The following is a 17,493-nucleotide window of genomic DNA, read 5'->3' on the forward strand; positions in this document are numbered from 1 at the left end:
TCCGAAGCCGGCGCGGCGCCTGAGCGTCTGCATCGCGCGCTGGCCGAGCCCGGAGATCACGACCAGCGAGCCCGCGCCGCCGGCCGCGTAGGCGGCCAGCGCCGCGATGGTCCACCACGACAGCCCATGCAGCGCCGCGCCGGTGAGGATCAGGCCGAGCACGGGGCCGGCGCAGGGCGCCCACAGCAGCCCGGTGGCGACGCCGACCAGCGCGGCCGACAGCACGCCGCGGCGCGGGCCGGCCTGCTGCGAGCGGCCGATGATCCAGTTGGCGGCCTGCGTCAGCGGCTGGCCGACGCGGGCGGCCAGGGCCGGGAACAACAGCGCGACGCCGAACAGCGCGAAGCCGCCGAGTGCGAGCCAGCGCCCGTAGCGGCTGAGCTGTGCGATGCCGCCCAGGCCGGCCGCGCCGAGGCCCGTGACCAGCGCGAAGCTGGCCGCCAGGCCGATCAGCAGCGGCAGGCGGTTGCGAACGAAGGGGCCGTCGGTCCTGGCGAACACGAAGGGCACCACGGGCAGGATGCAGGGGCTCAGCACCGTGAGCACGCCGGCAAGGAAGGCGATGAGTATCAGCAACATGATCGGATCCGGGTCGAGGTCGGTGGTCGCGCGGCGGGCCGCGCGAGGCAGGGAGGACACGGGGAGGATTTCAGCGCGCCGGTGTATCCGGGGCTTGTCCGCCGCGCGGGATTTGCGCAAGCGTCTGTAACGGGCGGCGTGCGATACACACTGGGATACAAAACGGGCGCTCGCCTCGGTGGAGGGAGCGCCCGCGAAATCCGGGCGCCGGCACGAACACGCGCCGGGCCCGGCAGGAGACTTGCCGGGTCATCCGCGGGCCTCGGGGCCCGTCTGCTTGCTTGTCAGCGGGCCTGCCCGAACAGGGCGCCGGCCTGGCGGCGGCAGGCCGCGTTCGCGATCGGCAACTCGATGCCGGCGTCGATCACCGAGGACAGGATCATCCACGGGTAGTCGGCCGGTTCGTTGGCATCGCGCTTGCGCGGACGGAACACGCGGCTGCCGCGCGGGATCTCGCGGCCGGTCAAGGCGCAGACGGCGGGGCCGTGCGACAGCGCGGTATGCCAGATCTGTTCGGAATGCTTGCCGAAGCGCGGATCGCTCCAGGTCACCGTGATCGAGCCCGGCGAGGGCCGGTCGATCACGGCGACATGATCCGGGCACAGGCGCGCGTCGAACGGACATTCGCGCGCGGCGGCGGCCTCGTCGCGTGCCGGACGTGCGGCGCGCCGCCTTGCCGGGCGCGCCGGCAGGCCGCCCACGGGCGGGAACAGCATGTCGAGCAGCGCGCGCGCCGCGATGTCGTCACAGGCGAGACCGGGCAGTTCATGGGCGGTCGGCATCATCGATATCTCTCCAGTCCTCAGGGGCGGGGGCGAGCCGGGCGGGCCGGGTCGCGTTGCTGTCTTCAAGGTGGCGGCGCACTTGCCAGGCGGTTCCGGGCGAGCCGGAATCGATCGGCAGCAGCAGGTGAACCGATGGGAAAAAGCATAGCGGCGGCACCTATCCCGATTCCATGAGACCTGCATCTGCCGCGTCCCATGCATTGATATCGAGGCCTTAATACCTTCGTATGAGCGGCATTGCGCGGCCATGCGAAGCCGCGTGCGCGAATGGCGCGCGACGGCGCCCGGCGTGCCGCATGCAGGTGACTGTCGCGAAAGGGAAATTCCTCGACGGCATGGGCATGCCGGGTACGCGGCAAGGCGTAAAGGCGAAACGAAAAAGATCAGGAAAACTCAGCGTTTCGATCGGGCGGATACAAAGCGGTACATGACGCACACATGCCCGATACATTGAATCTTTCCAATGGCTGTCACCGCCACGGCCAGCCGGTATCGCGACGAGCCGGCGACGCGGTCTGATCAACCACTGGAACAAGGATAAGAACCATGTCTCACTCCGAGTTTTCTCCGATGCGGCGCCACCTGCTCGCGGCATCGGCCGCGGCCGGCGCGCTGGGCATGCTGCCCGCCGCGGCGCGCGCGGCCGTGGGCAATACCGCGATTCGCCCCTTCAGCGCCCGCGTGCCCGATGCCGACCTAGTCGAACTGCGCCGCCGCATCGCCGCCACGCGCTGGCCGTCGCGCGAGACCGTGGCAGACGAATCGCAGGGCGTGCGCCTCGCGCGCATGCAGCAGCTGATCCAGTACTGGGGCACCGACTACGACTGGCGCAAGGGCGAGGCCAAACTGAACGGCTTCCCGATGTTCGTGACCGAGATCGACGGGCTCGATATCCAGTTCATCCACGTGCGCTCGCGCCACGAGAACGCGATGCCGCTGATCATGACGCACGGCTGGCCCGGCTCGATCTTCGAGCTGCTGAAGGCGATCGGCCCCTTGTCGGACCCGACGGCATATGGCGCGAGCGCCGACGATGCCTTCCATGTGGTGGTGCCGTCGCTGCCCGGTTTCGGTTTCTCGGGCAAGCCGACCAGGACCGGCTGGGGCTCGGACCATATCGCGCGCGCCTGGGGCGAGCTGATGGCGCGCCTGGGCTACACGCGCTTCGTCTCGCAAGGCGGCGACTGCGGCTCGGTGGTCTCGCATCGCATGGCGATGCAGAAGGTGAAGGGGCTGGTCGGCATCCACGTGAACATGCCGGCCACCGTGCCGCCCGAGATCGCCAGGCTGCTGCAGCTCGACGCGCCGGCGCCGGCCGGGCTGTCGCCGAAGGAGAAGGTCGCCTACGACAAGCTCGGCACCTTCTATCGCGACAACTGCGGCTACTCGGCGATGATGGTCACGCGCCCGCAGACGGTCGGCTACGCGCTGGCCGATTCGCCCTCGGGCCAGGCCGCGTGGATGTACGACAAGATCTCGCAATGGACCTACAGCGGCGGCGTGCCCGAGCGCTCGCTGACGCGCGACGAGATCCTCGACGACATCTCGCTTTACTGGCTGACCGACTCGGCCACCTCGGCCGCGCAGATCTACTGGGAAGACCATTCGAACAACTTCAATGCCGTCGACATCTCCCTGCCGACCGCGATCACGGTGTTCCCGGGCGAGATCTACCAGGCGCCGCGCAGTTGGGCCGAGCGGGCCTATCACAAGCTGATCTATTTCAACGAGGTCGACAAGGGCGGCCACTTCGCGGCCTGGGAAGAACCGCTGCTGTTCGCGCAGGAAGTGCGGGCCGGTTTCCGGCCGCTGCGCAACGCCTGACCCGGCCCGATCGGGCGGTGGATTTGTAGGGTTTCGTATCCGGGGCCGCCGTGGAAAAACTGGCTTGCACGGCAGGCGCCGCCCGGAAACATTCCGGATACGTCCGGCTGTTCAAATGGCTTCATGCGGACGACGCGCGGAATGCGCCGCTGCCGAACCCCGCAACCCATCGCCCGATATCAGGAGAAACGCATGAACACCACCCGATTGCTCGTCCTTGCCGCGCTTGCCTGCGCGCCCGTGCTGTCGTTCGCCGGCAGCACGCCGGGCCTGACGCGCGCCGAGGTGCGCGCCGACCTGGTCCGCGTCGAGCAGGCCGGCTACCGCCCGGCGGGCTACGACGCGCAATACCCGCTGGACCTGCAGGCCGCGCTGGTGCGCGTGCGCAGCGACCAGAACAGCCCGTCGCTGTCGCAGTTCGATGCCGACGACGAGCGCGCGCCGAAGCCGGCCGCGCATCGTCGCGCGACGGTTCGATCGCAGGCGGCTCGCGACGAGGTGCCGGGCTTCGGTGCGGTGTACGCGCATTCCTGATGCAAGGGCGGTTGGCCTGGCGCCTGCCGCTTCGGCGGCGCAGGCATTCGCAGTTCACGACTTATTTCGACAATCCATGGAAGGGGGAGTAACGATGAAGGTTTCGATCAAGGGGATGCTGATCTCGGCCGCGCTGGCCGGCGGTGTGTTCGCGGGCGTGACCGGCGTGGCGAGCGCCGCGCCGGTGGCCGATCTCAAGGGCACCAATGTCGTGCTGGTGCACGGCGCGTTCGCCGACGGATCGAGCTGGAGCAAGGTGATTCCGCTGCTGGAGGCGCGCGGCCTGCACGTGGTGGCGGTGCAGAATCCGCTCAGCTCGCTGGCCGACGACGTGGCGGCCACCCGGCGCGTGATCGAGCAGCAGGACGGGCCGGTGGTGCTGGTCGGCCATTCCTGGGCCGGCGTGGTGATCAGCCAGGCGGGCAACGAGGAGAAGGTCAAGTCGCTGGTCTACGTGGCGGCCTTCGCGCCCGACAACGGCCAGTCGATCGCCGACCTGACCAAGGACGCGCCGCCGCCGGCCTGGGTGGGCGAGCTGCGCAAGGATTCGGCGGGTTTCATGACGCTCTCCGACAAGGCGATCCATGAGGATTTCGCGCCCGACCTGCCGCGTGCCGAGCAGGATGTCGTGGCGGCCACGCAGGGGCCCTGGTTTGGCGGCTGCATCGAGGACAAGGTCACGCAGGCGGCCTGGCACGACAAGCCGTCGAGCTTCGTGGTGGCGACCCGGGACATGATGATCGATCCGAAGCTGCAGCAGCGGATGGCCGAGCGGATCGGCGCGACGGTTACGCGCGTGGGCGCGAGCCATGTGGAGATGCTGAGCCAGCCGCGGGCGGTGGCCGATGCCATCGTGGCGGCGGCCGAGCGGGTGCGCGGCGAGGGGGCGGGGAAGTAAGGGCGCGGGCGGGGGGCGGGCGTGGACGGCGTGGCGTGTGCTTCGCTACGCCGAAGCCATCCCCGAGCCCCCATTCACCACCGCCGTTCCCGACACGAATCGGCTCCCCGGCACGCTCCACCGCCACGGAAAATCCTTCGCGACGCTGATCCCGATCCGCGTGCTGCAAGCCGGGTTTTCCGGCGGTGCGGTGCCGTCGTCCACCACCGCGAACCCCTCGTCGGCGCGTATCAGATCGACCCCATCCTGGGCGCCGGTGATCGCCAGCGCCTGCGTGAGCCGTGCCGGTCCGCGACACAGATCCCGATCGCGAATCCGCTCGCCACGCGCCGCGCGCATCGCCTCCAGCCCATGCAGCGGTTCCAGCGCGCGGATCAGCACGCCGCTGCCGTCGCCCTCGGGGCCGCACACGCAGTTGGCGCACCAGTGCATGCCGTAGGTGAAGTAGACGTACATGTGCCCCGGCGGCCCGAACATGGTGGCGTTGCGCCGGGTCTTGCCGCGATAGGTATGCGCGGCCGGATCGATCGCGCCGAGATAGGCCTCCACCTCGACGATGCGGCCGGCCCGGCCATCGGCCGCGGCCAGCACCTTGTTGAGCAATTGCGGCGCGACTTCCAGCGGGCTGCGCAGGAAAAAGTCGCGCGCGAGCCGCTTGCCCGGCCAGCGTTGCGCGTTGGTTCGCGAACCCATGCCGTAGCGGGCGGCCGGTTCAGGCCGTCTCGCCGCGGCAGGCCACCGGCTGCTGCGGCTTGGCTTGGGCCAGGTGGCGCAGCAGCTTGCCGACCATCACCACCACCACCGCGGCGAGGATCACGAAGAACACCGCCAGCGGCGTGAGCTCGCGCACCGACACGAAGCCGGCCAGCCCCATCATCGCCGAGGACACCAGCAGCAGCGCGCAGCCGAGGATCGCGCTGGTCAGCCCGGCGATATGCGGGAACAGCGAGTTGCCCTTGGCCATCAGCGTCGGATACATCGCGCCGGCGCAGAAGCCCATCACCAGCACCGGCAGCGCCAGGGTCCAGACGCGCAGGCCGATGGTCAGCGCGAACACCAGCATCGCCACCGAGGCCGCGGCCATCACGTAGGCGCCGATGCGCAGGCGCTGCTCCGAAGTCGGCAGCGCCGCGCTGTGGATCCGGTTCGACAGGCCGCCGAAGAAGTACATCGCGCCGATCGCCAGCGCCAAATAGCCGAAGTAGGTGGGCGGCTTGTGCAGCGTGCTCTGCACCATGAACGGCCCGATGATGTTGAACACCAGCAGGATGCTGTAGCACACGCCCTGCGCCAGGAAGCAGCTCTGGAACACCGGGCTCGACAGCACCTTGCCGGCATTCGTCACCAGCGTGCGCGGCTCCAGCTTCACCGGTCTGGGCAGGGTCTCGCGATAGCGCCACAGCAGCGCCCACATGATCAGCGAATAGACCAGCAGGAACACCAGGCAGGCCTTCCAGCCGAACCATTCCTGCAGGTGCGCGCCGATCACGGGCGCGATGATCGGCGCCAGCCCCCAGGCGATCGACATGTAGGTGAAGGCATGCATCAGCGCCTGGCCGGAGAACGAATCGGTGATGATCGCCTTGGCCAGCAGGTTGGTGGTGGCGATGCCGAAGCCCTGCAGGCAGCGCGCCAGGATGAAGGTTTCCAGGTTCGGCGCGCCCAGCGAGAGCAGGCAGCCGATGGTGTAGATCACCAGGCCGAAGGCGAGCACGCGCTTGCGTCCATAGGCGTCGGCCACCGGGCCGAAGATCAGCTGGCCCAGCGCGTAGGCCGCCATGTAGCCCGATACGCTCGACTGGATCGCCTGCGGCGAGGTCGAGAAGAAATGCGCCATGGCCGGCAGGGCGGGCACGTAGATGTCGATCGCGAGCTGGCCGGCGGAGGCGAACAGGCAGATCAGGAACAGCAGGAAACGGGGTGAGTTCGTCGCGCGCGGGGCGGTGACGCTACGGCTGGCAGTATCGTGGTTCATGACGGCATCGAGAGGGCGGAGCGGCGGCGCGGGCCGGGACCGTTCGGCTGGCGAACGGCGGCGCGGAGGCGTCGCCGACGCATATTGTGCCTGTCGTTTGAAAACTCGATGCGAATCCCTGTTTGGGGGCAGGGATTGCGAAATGAAAATGAAAGATTTGTCGGCTTGGTGAAAAGCGCGATGCCTAGCGTGCCGAGGCGCTGAAGCTGCTGACGTTCACCGAGCCGTTGGCGCCGTTGCTCTGGATCACCTCGACGCCGAACTGGGTGTTCAGCGTGTACCAGCTCGGGTTCAGCCAGCCCTTGGTGTAGGCAAGGTAATAGATGAAGGGCTGGAGATTGCCGCTGAAGCTGGTGGTCTGCGCGGTGCGCACGAAGCTCCACACCGGCCAGCCGTTGCTGCCCTGGTAGACGTCCCAACTGCCGTCCATGCCGCCCAGCGTCACGCCGGAAGCCACCAGGTTGCCGGCCGGCCGGTTGCCCGAGTAGGCGAGCCAGACCATCATCTCGCCCGAGGGCGAGCCGGGGTTGGTCGAGGGCGAGAAGAACAGGTCGTAGGCGGCGTCGTACTGGTTGTTGCCGCTCATGCTGTAGCTGACCTGGGTGGGCAGCGGCGCCTGGCTCGACACCTGGACCGGAAAGCCGCCCGGGTCGGGCGACCAGGCGCCCATCTGCCAGCCGCGATAGATGCTCGGGTAGGACTTGATCCCGCCGCTGCCGGTGGCCCACCACCAGGTCGACGACCAGCTGTTGCCGGCGGCGCTGCCGGTGCAGACCTGCTGCCAGCCGCCGGGGTTGTTGGCCAGGCCCCATTCGTCGTTCTGGATCGTGTAGCTGCCTTGCGCGAGCGCGCCGTATTGCGTCGAGATGCAGCTCTGCGCCGAGGCGGTGTTGCCGAGCAGGATCGAGAGCGGCAGCAGCCACAGGGCGCGGCGCAGCGGATTCAGCGGCATGGCGGGTCTCCAGGTTGACGGGTTGCGGCGGGTTCGGTTTGCTCGCCGGCAAGCACGAGCCTTGATAGATTAGGCGCCGAACCGGGATCCGGTGCCCCGGAAAACCGGTTCATTCGATTATCGATGCAATATCGGCCCGGCCTGGAACGTCATCACCAGGTCGCGACGCTCAGTTCGTTGCCGCGGCCCTCGCTGATCGGGATCGGCTGGGACAGATAGCCGTTGGCCGGGTCGCGGACGTAGTCGAGGTAGGCGTTGCCCCGCTCGACGGCATTCTCCGCCAGGATCGGCGTGCCCGGCGCGAGATGCGGCTCCAGCAGCTTCAGGATCGGCAGGTACAGGCTGAAGGCGCCGTCGAGCAGCACCAGGTCGATCTCGCCGTCGAGTTCGGCAAGCGTCTGCCGCGCGTCGCCCACGCGGATCTCGACCAGGTCCTCGAGCCCCGCGGCCTCGAGGTTGGCGCGCGCCCGGGCGGCCTTGCCCGCCTCCAGCTCGGTGCCGATCAGCCGCCCGCCGCCGTTGTCGCGCAGCGCGGCCGCCAGATGCAGCGTCGAGATGCCCATCGAGGTGCCGAACTCCACGATCCGCCTAGCCTTGCGCGCGCGGGCGCATTGGTAGAGGAAGCGGCCGTATTGCGGCGTGACGTTCAGGAAGTTGTCGGCCAGGCCGCGATAGTAGCCCTGCAGGTCGCGCGCTTCCTCGGCGAACACCTCGCGCAGGGCGTCGTCGAGCGATCCGCCGGCATGCTCGGCCTCGAACTGCGCCAGCAGCGCCTGGTCGGCCTGTTCGGCCTGCTGGAACAGCCGCTGCAGCGTGTCGGCCACGCGGGTCGTGTTCAATGAGTTCATGATAAGGAGTAGTCCAAATGGATGTCGTAGAGAGGATGCCGCTTGCGATCGCCTGCCTAGCGTAAGGGCGTGGACGCGGCCTGGCATTGGGCGAAGATGCCAAACTGTATGGAATTCTTGCCAATCACCGGAACGCCCTCGCGGCGGGAACATCGACATGCCTTTCCTGAGCGGACTTGCCTCGCTTGACGACTGGGTGGACCCGGATCGCGTGCCGCGGCCGGTGGTCACGATCGGCGCCGCCGATATCGTGCTGGAGGATCACGGCGGCCCCGCCGGCGATCTGCGCCATCGCGCGGCGATGGAATTTCACCAGCACCACAAGGGCGAGCTGCTGCTGGCGCTGCGCGGCGTGTTCACCTGCGAGGTGGACGGCGGCTTCTGGATCGTGCCGCCGCAAAGCGCGATCTGGATCCCGGGCGGGATCCGGCACAAGTTCGTTTCCGCCGGCATGCTCGAGTGCTACGTGGTGTTCGTCGATCCCGAGGCGGCAGGGGCCTTGCCCGCCGATTGTTGCGTGCTGGCGACCACGCCGCTGCTGCGCGAGCTGGTGATCCGCTCCGCCAGCCTGCCCGTCGAGTATCCCGACGGCGGTCTCGCCGCGCATCTGATGACCCTGCTGCTCGATGAACTGGCGCTCGCGCCGGCCGGCAAGCTGCACCTGCCGATGCCGGGCGACACGCGCCTGCGCGGCATCGCCGAGGCGATCATGGCCAGGCCCGCCGATCGCGGCACGATCCGCGTGTGGGCGCGGCGCGCGGGCCTGAGCGAGCGCACCCTGGCACGTCGCGTCACGGAGCAGACCGGCATGAGCTTCGGCCGCTGGCGCCAGCAGCTCCACCTGATGCTGGCCGTGCAATGGCTGGCGAACGGCATGTCGATCCAGCAGGTCGCGGACGAACTCGGCTACGAGAGCGCCAGCACCTTCGTCACGATGTTTCGCAGGACGCTCGGCGCGCCGCCGGCCCGCTACATGGCGGAGTGGGGCGCGGGCCGTCGTTGAACGGGCGCTTGCGTGCCGCCTTCATGGACAACCGGCTTCGGCCGGTTTTTTCGTGGAGCGCCGCGCACCATGAAAAACGCGCCGCTCCCGGGAGGAAGCGGCGCGATGGAGGCATCGCACGCGCGCATCAGCGCCGGTCATCGAATCCCGACCGGCCGATTCACGCGTGCCGGCTCGCGATCAGCGCGCGAAATCCGAATGGCTCTTGATGAAGCTGTAGAGCTTGGAGATGTCGATGCTGCCGAAGCCCGTCGAGCCGTCCCAGCCGGTGGCGGCGGCGAAACCCTTGTAGCTGCCGCTGCCGTTGTTGCCCGAGGTCACGTCGTGCAGCAGGGACGCATTGCTCGGGAAGTACTGGTAGAGGCTCGCGGCCGGGAAGCCGAGCGCATTGCCGTTGGCCGATTGCAGGCGCGCCCAGATGCCCACGAAGATCGGCGAGGCCAGGCTGGTGCCGCCGACCTGGTTCGGGTTGCCGCTGCCGTCGGTGGTGCTGCCGTTGTAGTACAGGATCGCACCGGTGCTCGATGCCGCGTCGAAGGCGATGTCGGGCAGCGCGCGGCCGCTCGAGGTGCCGGTGACGCTCGACGATTGCCACGACGGCGCCGCCTCGACCGTGCTGTAGCCGCCGCCGGTGGCCCACAGGCGCTTGGTCGAATCGTAGTCGCCTTCGTTGTCGTAGTAGCCGATCGCCTGCAGCCCTTCGTTCCACACCGTCTCGTTGGCCCAGGTGCTGCCCGAGGTGTAGAGCGTGGTGCCGCCCACGGCGATCACGTACGGCGAGCTGGCCGGCGCCGACACCGAGTAGTGCGTGGTGTTCGGCACGCCGCCCACGCCCGAGACGCGGCTGGTGCTGCACTCGTAGGCGCCTTCGTCGCCGCTCGACACCGAGAAGGTCTGGCCCTGCGCGACCGCCTGCTTGAAGATGTTGTTGTCGGCCGAGCGGATGCTGGAGGCGTCCGAATCGGTTTCGCACCAGCCCAGCGAGACGTTGATCACCTTCGCCACGTTGTCGCTGACCGCGCGGTTGAAGGCGTTCGAGATATCGTCGAGCAGGGCCTGGTCGGTCTGCGCATCGTCCGGTGCGTTGTAGAACACCACCTTCTGCACCGCGCCGCCCGCCGCGCCGACGATCGACTGGCTGTCGAGCTGCCATTCGAGGTCGCCGCTGTTGTAGGTGCGGCCCGAGCCACCCGTGTTGATCACCTGCGAGGACACCGCCGAGAGATGGTTGGCGCTCGCGAAGGTGTTCAGGTCCTTCACCGTCTGGGTTTGGCTGCCGTAGGTGATGATGCCGACCGTGGTGTTGGCGGCGCTCGGCGTCGAGCCCGCGTCGTAGATCGACGAGAACTGCACCGGGTTGTGGCCCGTGGCGGTGCCGGCCGCGACGGCGCGCGTCAGCGAGGCTGCCGCCTCGCCCTGCTGCTCGGACGGCTGGAAGCGATGGTGGTAGGTGTGCGCGACCACCACGTCCTGCAGGCCCAGGACGGTGTCGACCACGCCGCCGAGCGAGCTCGGCACCTGCGCATCCTGCGCGTTGGCGAACGCGCGGCGGCCCTTGGCGGTGGTGAACTGCTTGAGTTGCGTGTTGAAGGCCTGCTTGACCGTGCCGGCCGTGCCGTCGGCCGTCACGAACAGGCGGTTCGGCGCGATCTGCACATTGGTGAAGCCCGAGGCGCGCAGGTGCGCCGCCACCGCGTCGGCCTGCGCCTGGGTCGGACCGTATTGCTCGGCGAACTGCGCCGGCGTGAGGAAGCCGCCGCCGCTGCCGTGCTGGAGCTTGGCGATGAACTGGTCGAGCCGGGCCTCGTTGCGCAGCTTGAGGCCCACCGTCACGTGAACGGCGGAGCCGCTCGCGAGATCGAGGCTGGAGGCTGCCTGGGTGAGGCCGGCGGAGGACGTGATCGAGGCTGCGGCCGCGGTGCTCGCGGCGGGTTGCACGAGAGGCAGGAAGGCCTTGGTACGGGTGGTGGTCCACCCTTGTTGCGCGGCCGCATGGCCGGCCTGCATGCCGAATGCGGCGAGCGCGGCCGATGCGATCAGGAGCTTGGTGAAATGCTGGCGAACATTACCGGAAACACGATTCATTGGATGATTCCCCCTCGGATGATTGGACGACTTCGTCACTGCCGCTGCGCTCTGCGGTAGGCATCGCGCAGGTTCGTCCGCGCGCGGCGGGGCCGGCGGATCGCGCCGGTCGAGACACGCACGGTGTTCTGCAAAGAGACCCATTGATGCGGATTGCTAAGCAATTCGTGTGAAGCCGTGACGCGGAAGCGGGCTGGCACCGCGGGACGAGCCCGCCAGCCGATACGACGCCGGTTTGCCATCGGCCAGGATGGCGCCGGTTTTTTTCGAATCTCAATCAGGGAACGACTACAGAAAATCGCCGGTCGATTTCGACGTGGATAGTAGCATCGTCAAATCAGCGTCACAAACTTTTTTCAGGAATATCTAAAAAAGTTAGATAAGACAATTTGAATGGTTTTCGTAATGAATTGACGGCTCGATGTAAATATCCGGAAGTGATGCCGCGCCGTGCCTGTCGGAACGGGCAGGGTGGGCCAGGCGGGCCGATCCGCCGGACAGCCGGATAAATACTCGTATCAGAATGAATTCGCTAATTGGCGATTTGATCCGTAATTGCCGGAATGCAATTCCAATTCAAACGACTGTTTATTGAAAGCGGCAGTGAATCTGCCAAGGCGGGAAGCTGGCGGGACCGGCGGCGCTGAAATCCCGCGCCGCCGGCGAGGCGGATTCGTGTCGGTGCATCGATCCCGGGGCCGCGATGGACTGCATGCCGTGCGGCGTGCATCGCGGCCCGGGCGGCGCGCTTAGCGGCCGGTTTCCTTCAGGTACTGCGCGCGCGCGGCCACGGCGGTGTTCGTGAAGTCGGAGAACACGCCGTCGATGCCGGCGCGGTAGGCGTCGAGGTATTCGCCCACCGGATCACCCTTGTACTTGCCGGGCAGGTAGCGCGCCTCGTTGCGGAACGTGTACGAGTGGACGAACAGGCCGGCCTTGTGCGCATCGGCGATCAGGCTGGTCGGCTCGACCGAGTTCACGTCGGCCAGCGAGCCCGCGTAGGGCGTGCCGTCGGCGTTCTTGTCCTTCCACGGCGTGACCTTCCAGGCGAACACCTGCGGCTTCCACGGACCGATGCCGTCGGCGTAGGTCTTGATGTCGGCCAGGCCGGCCGGCGTCAGCAGGTCGCCGAACCAGCGCGAATCGCCGTTGATGGTCCAGCTGTAGGGGCGGCCGTCGACGAAGGCGTAGTCGTCGTTGGTCTGGTAGATCATCTCGCCGGTCTGGTAGTTGACGCCGTTGCCGTCGATCAGCTGCACCATGCGCGATTGCACGCCGCGCGCGCGCATGTATTTCAGGCTGGCCGGGTCGAAGCTCTGCACGAACACCGGCGCGGTGCGCGTGTTCAGGTTGTTGTCGTTGAGGAACTTGACGATCGCGTCCTCGAACGGATGGGTGCCCGTGCCGCAGCCGTTGGCGATCGCCTGCTGGTTGTTCCAGTAGGGGTTCTTCGATTCCGGGTAGATCGTGAACGGCTTGCCGGTGACGGCCGACTTCGCGCGCGCGATGTCGTACACCTCCTGCATGGTCAGGATCGGGAACTGGCCGTTCAGCGCGGTGGGGCGCACGTCCTTGGCGTCGTAGGTGGTGCCGCGGATCCACTGCTTGAGCTCGGCCACCGTGAAGTCGGTGATCGACCAGTCGTTGGTGTGGTCCTCGCCGTCGACGATCAGCGACTTCAGCACCGACTTCGGGTCCGCCGGGTTGGTCAGGTCGGACAGGTAGGTCGAGGGGCCGGTGGTGGCCGTGGTGGTCCACTTCACCGGCACGCGCACGCCGGGCACGGTGCGCTTGCGCGAGGCGACGTCGGCATTGGTCTTGGCGACGTCGGCGACGTTGGTGTTGTCGCTGAGCCAGGGGTTGTGGCGCACCACCAGCACACAGTCGCGGCTCAGGTGCAGGTCTTCCTCGAGCGAATCGGCGCCGGCATCGGCGGCCGCTTCGTAGGACACCTGCGTTTCCTCGGGATACAGGCCCGGCAGGCCGCGATGGCCGATCACCAGCGGCGCATTGCCGTCGAGCGTCTTCAGCGCGGTGGGCGTCTGGGCCGGCGGCGGCGTGGCGGGATCGTCGTCGCCGCCGCAGGCGGTCAGGGCCACGCTGCCGACCAGGGCGAGCAGCAGACAGGAAATACCGGTCCTTGAGAATGTCATGGCGATGTTCTTTTTCATCGAGTAGGTGGGTTGTCGAAACGGGACACGCGGCTTGCACAACAACGGCTCGATACGCACGCGGCCGCGAACGCCGCGCTCGCCGAATGTCAACGAATTCTGACAGTCGAGCTGTTCGAGTATGAATGTTGAAAAAATGAAATGCTAATTTTGTAATGTGACAGAACATGCGTCGGGCGATGCTGTTTCGAGCGAAACGCAATCCAGCCATGATGGTATGGGAGAAGGGTGATGGCAGGGCGTGGCAGGTGGCGTCGGTTGGAGCTTTCAGTTTTTTCCTATCGACACGGGCCGGGGCATTCCATCCATTTTCGATATTTCATCGTGCTTTCGTTTTGCTGTCTTCGTATTTCCGCCTTCCGCTTCGCATCGACCGGCTCGCGATGCCTGAATGCGACAATCGCCTCCCGAACCCAGGCCCACTTCATCGACCCGGCATGATCGAAAGACTCGAAGACATCGGCGTATTCGTGCGCACGGCCGACAACGGCAGCCTGTCGGCCGCCGCGCGCGCGCTCGACATCACGCCCGCGGTGGCCAGTGCCGCGCTCAAGCGGCTCGAGGCCGCGCTCGGCACGCGCCTGCTGACGCGCTCGACGCGCAACCTGCGGCTCACGCCCGACGGCGAGCGCTACCTCGAATACGCGCGCGGCATGCTGGCCGCGGCCGAGGCGGGACGCACCGCGATCGCGGCGGGCCGGCACACGATCGGCGGCGAGGTGTCCTTGTCGGTGCCCTCGGACCTGGGTCGCAACCTGCTGTTCGGCTGGCTCGACGCCTTTCTCGCCGAGCATCCCGCGGTACGCCTGAACGTGCGGCTCTCGGATCGCGTCGCCGACCTGTACCGGCAGCCCGTCGACCTGGCCGTGCGTTACGGGCCGCCGCAGGATTCCGCGCTGGTCGCGCTGCCGCTCGCGCCCGACAACCGGCGCGTGCTGTGCGCCGCGCCCCGTTATTTCGCCGAGCACGGCATGCCGCGCACGCCGGCCGAATTGGCTACGCACAACTGCCTGCGTCTCGCGCTCGGCGATACGATCCACCAGCAATGGACCTTCTTCGATGCGGCCAGCCAGGCGCACCCGGTGAAGGTGAGCGGCGACCGCGTGGCCGACGACGGCGAGCTGGTGCATCGCTGGGCGCTGGCCGGCCATGGCCTGACCTACAAGTCGCGGCTCGACGTGCTGGCCAGCCTGCGCGCCGGCACCCTGGTGCAGGCACTGGCCGACCACCAGGGCGAGCCGGCGCCGCTGCATCTGGTGACCACCCATCGCACGCTGATCTCGCCCACCGTCACCGCCTTGCGCGATGCGCTGCAGGCGCGGGTGCGCGACTACCTCGACACGCCGTCGGCCTGAGCGCCGGCCAGCCAGGCGCGGCCGGCCTCGAGCGCATCGCGGCCCTGGTGCACGGCCAGGTCGAGTCGAGTGACGGCGGCATTGCCGAGCGAGAGCGCGCGCAGCTCGGCGATCGCGGCCGGCGGCAGGTCGTCGAGGCGGCTGCGCCGGATCAGCAGGGTGGCCTGGTCGGTGCCGCGCAGCAGGCCGTTCGGCTCGGCCAGCTCGCGGATCTCATGGCGCGCGAACAGGAACTGCGGCCGCCAGAGCGGCACCACGGCCCAGGCACGCGCGGCCACGGCGCGTTCGAAGGCCGCCACGCAATCCGCCAGCGTGCCGTTCTCGAAGCGGTAGCCGAGCGCGGCCAGGCCGTAATGGTCGATGATCTCGCGCGAGAAGCGGCTGATGCCGGCGCCCGGGCCGATGCCCTGGATCAGCGGCGTCATGCGGCGGCGCACGGCCGGTTTCGCCAGGTCGGCCACCGCGGCGAGCTCGTCGGCGCTCACGTAGGCCGGCACGCCCCACAACGCATAAGGCGTGTAGAGCACCGCCAGCTTCTCGAAGCCGTCCGCTAGCGGGTCGACATACCGGCCGTGGCTGCCCGGCAGCCAGGCGCTGCAGAGCAGGTCGGCCGAATCGTCGGCGAGCATCGCGAAGGCGGCCTCGTGCGCCGCGCGGCGTTCGGTGACGGCCACGCCGTGCCGTTCGAGCACGGCGCGCACCACGCCGGCCGCGGCATGGTGGAAGCTCAGGTCGATGGTGGCCAGCGTGATGGTGGGCGAGGCGGGCATGAAGGGCTCCGTTGATGGATGGGGATGGCCTCATCATGCGAACGGCAGGCGCCGCGATCCAGCTGCGCGGCCCGGAAACATTTTCGGCGGCGCGTTGAAGACGCGCTGGCGACATCGGCCGGAAGCGGCGATTCGGAACATTCCCGATGCCGCGATTTTCGTCGCGGCGACGAAGCTGTTTCCGTCGATGCGCGGTGTTTCGCGCTCGCCCGGCTGTCGATAATCGGCGGCCGAAACGCGGCAATCGGGCCGCGTGCGAATTCCGGCGGGAGCCTCTCGTGACACCTCGAATCCTTCTTTCCTCCCTGCTCGCGCTGCTCGTGGCCTGCAGCTTCGGCGCCCCGGCCGCCGGCGCGGCCGACACCACCGCGCTCGAACTGGTCGCGCAATCGACCACCATGCCCTGGAACGCCGTGGCGCTCGACGCACGCGGACGCATCTTCGTCAGTTCCCCGAAATGGACCGGCGGCACCGGGCCGGCGCTGGCCACTATCGAAGCCGATGGGCGGCTCGCCCCCTATCCCGATGCGGCCTGGAACGGCTGGACGCCCGGCGCCGACGCGGCGCGAGCCTTCGTCAGCATCAACGCGATCCATCGCGAGGCCGACGGCAGCTTGTGGATCGTCGATACCGGCTCGCCCGAGTTCGGCGGCACGCCGGTGCCGAACGGCGCGAAGCTGGTGCAGGTCGATCCGCGCGAGGACCGCGTGCTGCGCGTCTACCCGTTTCCGGCCAGCGCGATTCGCGCGCATACCTATGTCGACGACGTGCGCATCCACGGCCGGCACGCCTACCTGACCGACGCGGGCGAGGGCGCGATCCTGGTGCTCGATCTCGACAGCGGCGCGGTGCGGCGCCGTTTCGACGGCATGGCCTTCGCGCAGGCGGCGCCCGATGCGCGCATCGTGGTGGCAGGGCGCGTGCTGCGCGGGCCCGATGGCCGGCCGTTGCGCGTGAACGCCGATCCGCTCGAACTGAGCCCGGACGGCAAGACCTTCTACTTCGGGCCGTTGTCGGGGCCGATGTCGCGGATCGAGACGCGCTACCTCGACGACGACCGCCTCAGCGATGCCGAACTCGCGCGCCACGTGCGGCGCTGGTTCGCGCTGCCGCCGGTGGGCGGCACCGCGATGGACGCGGCCGGCAACCTCTACTACACGCCGCTGGCCGACAACACGCTGATGCGCCGCGCGCCCGACGGCCGGATCACCCGGCTCGCGCGCGATGCGCGGCTGCGCTGGGTCGACGCGCCCTTCCTCGACGGCCTGGGCCATCTCTACCTGCCGGTGCCGCAGATTGACGGTGCGCCGGTGTTCAACCACGGCCATTCGACGATGCGGCTGCCGATCGCCTTGTATCGGGTTCGCTTGCCGGCGGATTGAGTCGGGAGGCTGCCGGCGCGCGGTTCGCGCATGCGGCGGCGGGGTTCGCCGAACATGGCGGATCGCAGCGGGCCGGCGCGAAGGCGCGGGTTCGACGGGGCGCGGCGAGGGGCGCCGGCGGCGATCCGCAGCCAGGCACGGCAGGGCGAAGCGCAACGCGCCCGGCCGTCGCCGGCGATGGAATAATCGCCGGCTGGCGTGCGTTGTGATGCGGTGGCGGCCGTCATGCGCCGCGCCCGATCCTCGCTCATTCCCGACCCGCAAGGCAGCCCCTTGATGACACGATTCCTTTCCCCGCGCCGGCTTGCCGGCCCGACCGGCGTGATCCGCCC

The 17,493-nt window shown here is 68.4% G+C and carries 16 protein-coding genes; 7 read left to right on the forward strand and 9 right to left on the reverse strand.

The window, feature by feature from the left end:
* A partial coding sequence (locus F3J18_RS28290; protein WP_275691840.1) for a cytochrome c biogenesis protein CcdA occupies positions 1-579 on the reverse strand: 579 nt, incomplete at its 3' end.
* A 284-nt stretch (positions 580-863) separates the two neighbouring features.
* Positions 864-1,364, reverse strand: coding sequence for a DUF3331 domain-containing protein (locus F3J18_RS28295; protein ID WP_166915457.1), 501 nt, complete (start codon positions 1,362-1,364; stop codon positions 864-866).
* 546 nt (positions 1,365-1,910) lie between these two features.
* On the opposite strand from F3J18_RS28295, the gene F3J18_RS28300 reads away from it, so the two are divergent.
* The 3 genes from F3J18_RS28300 to F3J18_RS28310 all read left to right on the forward strand — a co-directional run bounded on the left by F3J18_RS28300 (position 1,911) and on the right by F3J18_RS28310 (position 4,620).
* The gene (locus F3J18_RS28300; protein ID WP_166915459.1) at positions 1,911-3,188 is read left to right on the forward strand and encodes an epoxide hydrolase; all 1,278 of its coding nucleotides are present in this window, start codon (positions 1,911-1,913) and stop codon (positions 3,186-3,188) included.
* 192 nt (positions 3,189-3,380) lie between these two features.
* Positions 3,381-3,722, forward strand: coding sequence for a DUF4148 domain-containing protein (locus F3J18_RS28305; protein ID WP_025097903.1), 342 nt, complete (start codon positions 3,381-3,383; stop codon positions 3,720-3,722).
* 94 nt (positions 3,723-3,816) lie between these two features.
* Entirely contained in the window at positions 3,817-4,620 is an 804-nt protein-coding gene (locus F3J18_RS28310) for an alpha/beta hydrolase (RefSeq protein WP_166915461.1), read from the forward strand.
* 45 nt (positions 4,621-4,665) lie between these two features.
* Here F3J18_RS28310 and F3J18_RS28315 read toward each other — a convergent pair whose 3' ends face one another.
* From F3J18_RS28315 to F3J18_RS28330, 4 genes are all read right to left on the reverse strand, one after another.
* On the reverse strand, positions 4,666-5,313 hold the full coding sequence (locus F3J18_RS28315) for a DNA-3-methyladenine glycosylase (RefSeq protein WP_166915463.1): 648 nt from the start codon (positions 5,311-5,313) through the stop codon (positions 4,666-4,668).
* Between the two features lie 19 nt (positions 5,314-5,332).
* Positions 5,333-6,595 carry a multidrug effflux MFS transporter gene (locus F3J18_RS28320; protein ID WP_166915464.1) on the reverse strand — a complete coding sequence of 421 codons (1,263 nt, stop codon included), beginning with the start codon at positions 6,593-6,595 and terminating at the stop codon, positions 5,333-5,335.
* Positions 6,596-6,779: 184 nt separating this feature from the next.
* On the reverse strand, positions 6,780-7,547 hold the full coding sequence (locus tag F3J18_RS28325; protein ID WP_025097907.1) for a glycoside hydrolase: 768 nt from the start codon (positions 7,545-7,547) through the stop codon (positions 6,780-6,782).
* 152 nt (positions 7,548-7,699) lie between these two features.
* On the reverse strand, positions 7,700-8,395 hold the full coding sequence (locus tag F3J18_RS28330; RefSeq protein ID WP_166915466.1) for a class I SAM-dependent methyltransferase: 696 nt from the start codon (positions 8,393-8,395) through the stop codon (positions 7,700-7,702).
* Positions 8,396-8,552: 157 nt separating this feature from the next.
* Here F3J18_RS28330 and F3J18_RS28335 point away from each other — a divergent pair, with 157 nt between their 5' ends.
* On the forward strand, positions 8,553-9,398 hold the full coding sequence (locus F3J18_RS28335; RefSeq protein WP_025097909.1) for a helix-turn-helix transcriptional regulator: 846 nt from the start codon (positions 8,553-8,555) through the stop codon (positions 9,396-9,398).
* Positions 9,399-9,578: 180 nt separating this feature from the next.
* Here F3J18_RS28335 and F3J18_RS28340 read toward each other — a convergent pair whose 3' ends face one another.
* Positions 9,579-11,483, reverse strand: coding sequence for a S53 family serine peptidase (locus tag F3J18_RS28340; protein ID WP_166915468.1), 1,905 nt, complete (start codon positions 11,481-11,483; stop codon positions 9,579-9,581).
* Positions 11,484-12,232: 749 nt separating this feature from the next.
* On the reverse strand, positions 12,233-13,636 hold the full coding sequence (locus F3J18_RS28345; protein WP_025097911.1) for a glycerophosphodiester phosphodiesterase family protein: 1,404 nt from the start codon (positions 13,634-13,636) through the stop codon (positions 12,233-12,235).
* A 458-nt stretch (positions 13,637-14,094) separates the two neighbouring features.
* Here F3J18_RS28345 and F3J18_RS28350 point away from each other — a divergent pair, with 458 nt between their 5' ends.
* Complete coding sequence (locus F3J18_RS28350) at positions 14,095-15,009, forward strand: LysR family transcriptional regulator (protein WP_166915474.1); 915 nt, start codon at positions 14,095-14,097, stop codon at positions 15,007-15,009.
* Here F3J18_RS28350 and F3J18_RS28355 read toward each other — a convergent pair.
* Positions 14,985-15,779: a glycine betaine ABC transporter substrate-binding protein gene (locus F3J18_RS28355; protein ID WP_166915470.1), complete on the reverse strand. Its 795-nt coding sequence runs from the start codon at positions 15,777-15,779 to the stop codon at positions 14,985-14,987. The two genes, F3J18_RS28350 and F3J18_RS28355, sit on opposite strands and share 25 nt — an antisense overlap.
* Here F3J18_RS28355 and F3J18_RS28360 point away from each other — a divergent pair.
* Both F3J18_RS28360 and F3J18_RS28365 read left to right on the forward strand, forming a co-directional pair.
* On the forward strand, positions 15,778-16,002 hold the full coding sequence (locus F3J18_RS28360; RefSeq protein ID WP_146129381.1) for a hypothetical protein: 225 nt from the start codon (positions 15,778-15,780) through the stop codon (positions 16,000-16,002). The two genes, F3J18_RS28355 and F3J18_RS28360, sit on opposite strands and share 2 nt — an antisense overlap.
* Before the next feature lie 55 nt (positions 16,003-16,057).
* A complete protein-coding gene (locus F3J18_RS28365; RefSeq protein WP_345891756.1) occupies positions 16,058-17,161 on the forward strand; it encodes an L-dopachrome tautomerase-related protein in 1,104 nt (367 codons plus the stop codon).
* Positions 17,162-17,493: the final 332 nt, after the last annotated feature.

The organism is Burkholderia sp. Ax-1720 (assembly GCF_011753035.1).
Taxonomy (GTDB): Bacteria; Pseudomonadota; Gammaproteobacteria; order Burkholderiales; family Burkholderiaceae; genus Burkholderia; species Burkholderia gladioli.